Annotated in this window: 5 protein-coding genes; all 5 read left to right on the top strand. The window is 43.0% G+C overall.

Annotated features, from left to right (window positions below; translation table 11 throughout):
- The first annotated feature begins 291 nt into the window (after window positions 1–291).
- The 5 genes from GX654_19620 to GX654_19600 all read left to right on the top strand — a co-directional run bounded on the left by GX654_19620 (window position 292) and on the right by GX654_19600 (window position 5,867).
- Window positions 292–1,230 carry an alpha/beta hydrolase gene (locus tag GX654_19620; protein NLD39075.1) on the top strand — a complete coding sequence of 313 codons (939 nt, stop codon included), beginning with the start codon at window positions 292–294 and terminating at the stop codon, window positions 1,228–1,230.
- Window positions 1,230–2,516, top strand: coding sequence for a hypothetical protein (locus GX654_19615; GenBank protein NLD39074.1), 1,287 nt, complete (start codon window positions 1,230–1,232; stop codon window positions 2,514–2,516). The genes GX654_19620 and GX654_19615 overlap by 1 nt, the downstream gene beginning before the upstream one ends.
- Before the next feature lie 13 nt (window positions 2,517–2,529).
- Window positions 2,530–4,065: a carboxylesterase family protein gene (locus GX654_19610; GenBank protein NLD39073.1), complete on the top strand. Its 1,536-nt coding sequence runs from the start codon at window positions 2,530–2,532 to the stop codon at window positions 4,063–4,065.
- Window positions 4,066–4,102: 37 nt separating this feature from the next.
- Window positions 4,103–4,654 (top strand): nuclear transport factor 2 family protein, encoded by a 552-nt coding sequence (locus GX654_19605; protein ID NLD39072.1) that lies wholly within the window; start codon window positions 4,103–4,105, stop codon window positions 4,652–4,654.
- Window positions 4,655–4,802: 148 nt separating this feature from the next.
- The gene (locus tag GX654_19600; GenBank protein ID NLD39071.1) at window positions 4,803–5,867 is read left to right on the top strand and encodes a galactose mutarotase; all 1,065 of its coding nucleotides are present in this window, start codon (window positions 4,803–4,805) and stop codon (window positions 5,865–5,867) included.
- The last annotated feature ends 707 nt before the right edge of the window (window positions 5,868–6,574 follow it).

Here is a 6,574-nt window from a genome sequence, read left to right as displayed (position 1 = left end):
TAATATTTGATATCCTCTTCCAGTAGATATTTTATATGGACAACAAAATATATTGTATGTACGATCAAACCTTAACATTAAAATTTATCCTGTCATTTCAATAGATTTTAGCTTGACGCCAATGCGCGAAGGTGGGAATCCACTTTAGGCATTAAAACGCAAAAACAAATGGATTCCCCGATCAAGTCGGGTATGACGATTAATAATCTTTAGTCAACAGATTCAGGTTTTACACAGCTCCTTCAGTATTTTTAATCTGAAGATGTATCTAACTTATTGAACAGGAGAAAAATGAAACCAATTATTATATTTTTTAAATATTCATTCAGGGCAGTTACTTTCTTTTACCTTATCATTTTGTTAATACCGGGCATAATTTCTTCTGCCTACGCACAGGAAACAATCAGATTATGGGAAGGAAAGGCACCGGGATCAGAGAGCTGGACCCATCAGGAAAAGAGCTCCGCCTTTCCGGGTGGAGGGACAATTGTCCAGGATGTTGTTGATCCGACCTTAACAGCATATCTCCCTGACCCATCCATTGCCAATGGCGCTGCGGTTATTGTCTGTCCGGGCGGTGCATTCCGCATGCTCAGTATTGATGGAGAAGGTGCGAATACAGCACGCTGGCTCAATGAAAAGGGATTTGCCGCCTTTGTGCTTAAATATCGATTGTATAAGGATGATAGTGTCAGAGGTGCGGGTATGCCAAAAATGCCGCTTTCAGAAATAAAGCTGTCATTAAAAAACGCCAATGCAAACCCGGCGCCTGATAATCAGGAACTGAACAATGTAATCCGCCTTGCAACAGAGGACGGGCAGCAGGCCATTCGTATTGTTCGCAAAAACGCAAAAAAATGGAACATTAATCCGGCAAAAATAGGCATAATGGGCTTTTCCGCGGGAGGGGGCGTAACAGTAGGGACTGCCCTTCTGGATGATCCGGAAGGGCATCCCGCATTTATTGCTACACTGTATGGCCCATCCATGGTTGATGTTCATGTGCCAGAGGATGCCCCTCCCCTGTTTATTGCTGTGGCAGCAAACCACAAGCCTGTATCCCAGGGTTGCGTGGCGCTCTATAATGTTTGGAACGAGGCGGGTAAATCCGCGGAGCTTCACATATTTTCAAAGGGGACAGGAGGGTTCGGCATCAAACCCCAGGGGTTGCCGAGCGATGCCTGGCCTGATCTTTTTCTGAAATGGATAAAAGGGGAAGGGTTTATTTAATGCCGGAATCAGTTCTTATATGCGTGGTTACAATTATTATAGTGATTCTTCTGGGTTACTTCACTAAATCCAATATCGGGCTATGGGCTATTGCCGCCTCTTATATCCTGGGTGTATTAGTGCTCGATTTAAACCCAAGAGATATTGTAACACTCTGGCCCATAAAGATCTTCATGATGCTTTTTTCAGTGACCTTTTTTTACGGGTATTCGGTCCTGAACGGTTCTCTGGAGAAACTTTCATTAAAGATTGTTTACGCCTCAAGAAGAATTCCCTGGCTCATTGCAATAACTCTTTTTTTTATTTCAATTCTCATATCCGGTATAGGCGCCGGAGACGGCGCTACCGTCATGCTGATTCCCATTGCCATATCCATAGCAAAAGTAACCCGTATGCATTATCTCCTTGCTTCGGTTTCTGTTGTGTCAGGGATAAGCATAGGAGGTTTTTCACCTGTCAGCACAATAGGTATCTTTATAAGGGAGCTTGCCGATCAGGTAGGCGGATATGGTACTGATGCAGTCAATGCATTCGGCAACATGGCTATGCTACAGGCCGCACTTCTGTTTTGCATTGTGTTTATTCTTTCATACTTTTTTTTAAAGGGCTACAGGGTAAAGGCCCCTTCCATTGAAAGGCCGGAACCCTACACCCCTGAACAGATAAAAACCCTTGTAGTTATCGGCATTTTTGTTCTTGCCCTTCTTGCCCCGCCTCTTTTAAAGGCATTATTTCCACACGTAACCTTTTTCACCAGATTGAATGACAATATCTATCTAACATTTATTGCCTTTATGGCCTCGATCCTGTGCAGGCTGTTAAACCTGGGTGATGAAAAAAGGGTCTTTGCACGGGTGCCCTGGCATGCGCTGACAACCATATGCGGTATGGGGATGCTGATAGCAGTCGCAGGAAAGAGCGGAATAATTGAAATCATGTCCCTGTATTTGTCAGAGAGCAGTTTATCCGGAAGACTGGTGCAGGTTTTACTATCGGTTTTTGCCGGCGTTATGAGCCTTTTCGTAAGTGGATTTGTAGTTAATACAACCTTCTTTGCCCTTGTCCCGGGGCTTGCAACAGGGTTGTCATTTTATCCCGGCCTCTTTTTCTCAGCAATAGCCGTTGGTTCAATAGCAACCTCAGTATCCCCTTTTTCAGGAAGCGGCGGGCTTGTAATAGCCAGTGTTGATGATGAGACTCAGCGCACCAGGATTTTTAACAGTTTATTAATATGGCCTTTTATTAATTTGCTCATATATATCGGTATCATCTTAATTGGAATATAAAGGAGGGAAAAAGATGTCTTTCAGAAAATTTATTACAGGGTTATCTGTTATATTTTTATCCACCGGGATTATGCTATCCGGCTGCACAAAGCCTGAAGAGAAAATCGAAAAGGCTGCCGCGCCTGCAACTCTCTCTGAACCCTTAAAGATAGATGCCGGGTATATCGCAGGCACCCTGACAGGTGATGTTGATAACCCGATAAGGGCCTATCGGGGCATACCCTATGCAGCGCCTCCTGTAGGCGATTTGAGATGGAAACCGCCTCAACCGGCTGCCCCATGGAAAGAGATACGTCAATGTACAGCATTTACAAAGACACCTCCCCAGGAGGGGATGGCCGGTTTAGCGCAGGAGCCCCAGGGTGAAGACTGCCTTTATCTTAATGTAATGACACCTGCTAAAACAGTTGGTGAGTCACTGCCCGTTATGGTATGGCTGCACGGAGGCGGATACTCTTCAGGATCAGGCAATGATAATCTCTGCAATCTCCATCGCCTGCCACAGCATGGTGTTGTGCTCGTTAATGTTACCATGAGGCTCAATACATTCGGGCTCCTTGCCCATCCTCTGCTAACAGCCGAATCGCCCAATAATTCATCAGGCAACTACATGTTCCTTGATATGATAGCGGCGTTAAACTGGGTTAAAAAAAACATATCTGCATTCGGCGGCAATCCTGATAATGTTACCATATTCGGTGAATCCGGAGGCGGATCAAAGGTCTCAACCCTAATGGCCTCTCCAATGGCAAAAGGGCTGTTTCACAGGGCCATCTGTGAGAGCGGCACCTCGATAGGCGGTTTCTTAAATGGTAAAGATTTAAAGGAAATGGAGGAGCTGGGTATCAAATTATTTACAAAACTGGGCGTTGATAAAGAGGATGATCCCCTGAAGGCAGCAAGGGCGCTTCCCTTTGAAAAGATCATGGAGGCAAGGAATGCCATGATGAAGGAGATGCAGGGTGACAGAATGAGCATAGGCCTTGACGACTCTACCATTGACGGCTGGTTTCTGCCAAAATCACCGCTTGAACTCTTTGAGTCAGGGGGTTTAAACGCGGTACCTTTAATCACAGTGGCCAACCTGGGTGAGATTACAGGCCCCGGAGGCCTGCTTCTGCCCCAGCTTATCCCTGCCTATGTGAACATGCATGAATTCCAGAACAAGGCAGGTGTTAAGAGTTATGCAGCAATATTTGACCAGGTTCCCAGCAAGTGGAGGGCAGCAGGCGCAGTATCAACACACGCAATGGAGGTGCTCTATGTGTTTGGCGACTATGACAACAGGAGCGGCTGGTGGCCTCTAATGTATGGGCTTGCCAGTCAATCCGGGGCTAAAGATCCAAATGATCCGGGTCTTACTGAAGCTGACAAAAGGGTCTCTGAAGCAATTATGACGATGTGGGCTCAGTTTGCAAAAACAGGAGATCCCAACGCCCCGGGAATAATTCAATGGCCGGCATATTCAAAAGAGGAAGATAAATATATGTATATTATCGATCCCCTTGAGATCAAGAGCGGCTTCTCAAACATAAAACCTGAATCGTAAAATATGACCCATTTATTTTTTTTAAAAGGAAAATATTATGAAAAATTTGATTATCCTGTTCGCATGTTTTGGGTTGACCTGTTTTTTATTTATTAATATGGCATTTGCCGACACTTGCGCCGACGTTTACGCTAATGATCGCGCCGCCATCATGGAGCTGCAAAGCCGCTATCTTTTTGCCCTGGATTTCAGGGATGCTGAAACATATGCCTCCACCTTTACCGAGGATGGTATATTAAACTGGGCGCGTGGTGATATAAAGGGCCGGAAGGCGATTTACGATTTCATTGCATCAGGGACATATGACCCCGCCAGTAAAGCCGAAAAAGGAAAATGGCCTGCTGCATCACGCCATTTTGTTTCAAATCAGATTATTAAGGTGAATGGCAATACAGCCAGGTCCCTCAGTTACTGGTTTGAGGCGACAAATAACACAGCAGACCGAAAAACAATGGTGCTGGGATTGTTTGGTCACTATGAGGATGAACTGGTAAAGATAGATGGACAGTGGTATTTCAAGAAACGTGCTATATACAATGAGGGGCTGGAAGGCCGACATAAGGCAGGAGAAGAAAACCCTGCCAGATAATTTTTTATAAAAAGAGGGTAAAGAATTAACCATGACCTGTTTTTTCAGATTACTTATCTTGATTGTAATTTTTATTATTTCATTCGGATGTAGTATCTCTACTCAGCCTGCATCCGGTAAATCTATTATTAAAGAGGGCGAAAAAGATATGAGAGCCATTAAGGAAACCTTTGGAGAATTTGAAGGCAAAAAGGTCGATTTGCATACATTAAAGAACGCTCATGGCATGGAGGTTAAGATCACCAATTATGGCGGTATTGTCACATCCATCAAAGTCCCGGATAAGAACAATAAATTTGATGATGTTGTCCTTGGGTTTAATAATCTAAAGGATTATCTGGGTAATAACCCCTTTTTTGGGGCTGTCATAGGGAGGTACGCCAACAGGATAGGCAATGCAAAGTTTATACTTGAAGGTAAGGAGTATACCCTTGCTAAAAACAACTGGGCAAACACCCTGCATGGCGGGGTAAAGGGGTTTGACAAGGTCCTGTGGGATGCAGAACCGGTCACCGGCAAAGAGGGCCAGTCCCTGAAACTTACCTATATGAGTAAAGATGGAGAGGAAGGTTTTCCAGGAAACCTGAATGTTACAGTAACCTACACCCTTAAAGATGATAATTCCTTTCAGATAGACTACCATGCAACCACTGACAAGCCTACTGTTGTAAACCTTACTAACCATACCTACTGGAATCTTGCAGGGGAAGGTTCAGGGGGTATTCTTGCTCATAAGTTAATGATTAACGCCGATTCCTTTACACCGGTAGACCGCGGGTCTATTCCTACCGGGGAAATCAGGTCAATTCAAGGTACACCTATGGATTTTAGAAGGCCATTAGCTGTTGGCGCGAGGATAGGCTCAGATGATGAGCAGTTGAAGTTTGGGAATGGTTATGATCATAACTGGGTAATTAATTCCAGGGAAAATGATAAACCGGTTCTTGCTGCAACGGTTTTTGAACCGGTCAGCGGAAGACAGATGGAGGTGTATACAACAGAACCCGGAATACAATTTTACAGCGGAAATTTTCTGAATGAAAACATTATCGGGAAAAGCGGTAAGGGCTATGGCCCCCGCAGCGCGTTATGCCTTGAGACACAGCATTATCCTGATTCACCTAACAAACCAAAGTTTCCAACGACGGTTCTGAAACCCGGAGAGATATACAGGACAACAACTATTTATAAGTTTACAATTAATAATAACTGACTCTCTTTTAAAAGTAGTACCTGAAGTATTACTTTCATAGAAAAAGAAGCATAGCCTAATGTCGTCATCTCCGCGAAGGCGCATTGGCGTCAAGTTAATAAGTATATAGTACCTAAAACATATTAATGGATGAGGGGTATAAGATAAAGTTCACTGAGAAAAACATCTATTCATAATTCAAGACGAAAAATCATTTCTCACACAAAGGCACAAAGCTCACAAAGTTAAGAAAAATAAATTATGTTAAAAAAGGCATTTGATTTTCTTAGTGTTCTTTGTGCCTCTGTGTGAGATATAGCTTTGATTGTTTTTCGACTTAGTTTGACGAGAATGCGCTCAGGCGGGGATCCATTTTTATTTTCTTTTTCCATCAAATATGGTTTTTTATTGATTATCCAATCAGTGTTCAGGTGAGTTTAATGGTTTTCTTGACTATTTTTTCTACAAAAGAGAAAATACCATCATTTTATATTTAAACTTTTATCCTTTTTGTTTTACAGGGTATTAATTTAATTAATATTAATGGATCACCAATTAACATGGAGTGAAATTAATCGTCAGGAAAAATTATGGGTAAAAACAATAAATTCCGGTTAGGGAATTGCAGGTAGAAAAGGTAATAAAAATAAAATAAAAAAAAGAGGTTGATGTAGAATTTGCTTGACAAATCAAATGGTTAGGGGGTCGCAAATTTGTAACTACTTGAT

The sequence above is a fragment of the Desulfatiglans sp. genome, assembly GCA_012513605.1.
In the GTDB taxonomy this organism is placed as follows: Bacteria; Desulfobacterota; DSM-4660; order Desulfatiglandales; family HGW-15; genus JAAZBV01.
This window is presented reverse-complemented; position numbering and strand designations above follow the sequence as displayed.

Bases quoted from the DNA above. Each gene is read 5' to 3' on its own strand.
- GX654_19605 (NLD39072.1), top strand. From the start codon at position 4,103: ATGAAAAATTTGATTATCCTGTTCGCATGTTTTGGGTTGACCTGTTTT.
- GX654_19610 (NLD39073.1), top strand. From the start codon at position 2,530: ATGTCTTTCAGAAAATTTATTACAGGGTTATCTGTTATATTTTTATCC.
- GX654_19615 (NLD39074.1), top strand. From the start codon at position 1,230: ATGCCGGAATCAGTTCTTATATGCGTGGTTACAATTATTATAGTGATT.
- GX654_19600 (NLD39071.1), top strand. From the start codon at position 4,803: ATGAGAGCCATTAAGGAAACCTTTGGAGAATTTGAAGGCAAAAAGGTC.
- GX654_19620 (NLD39075.1), top strand. From the start codon at position 292: ATGAAACCAATTATTATATTTTTTAAATATTCATTCAGGGCAGTTACT.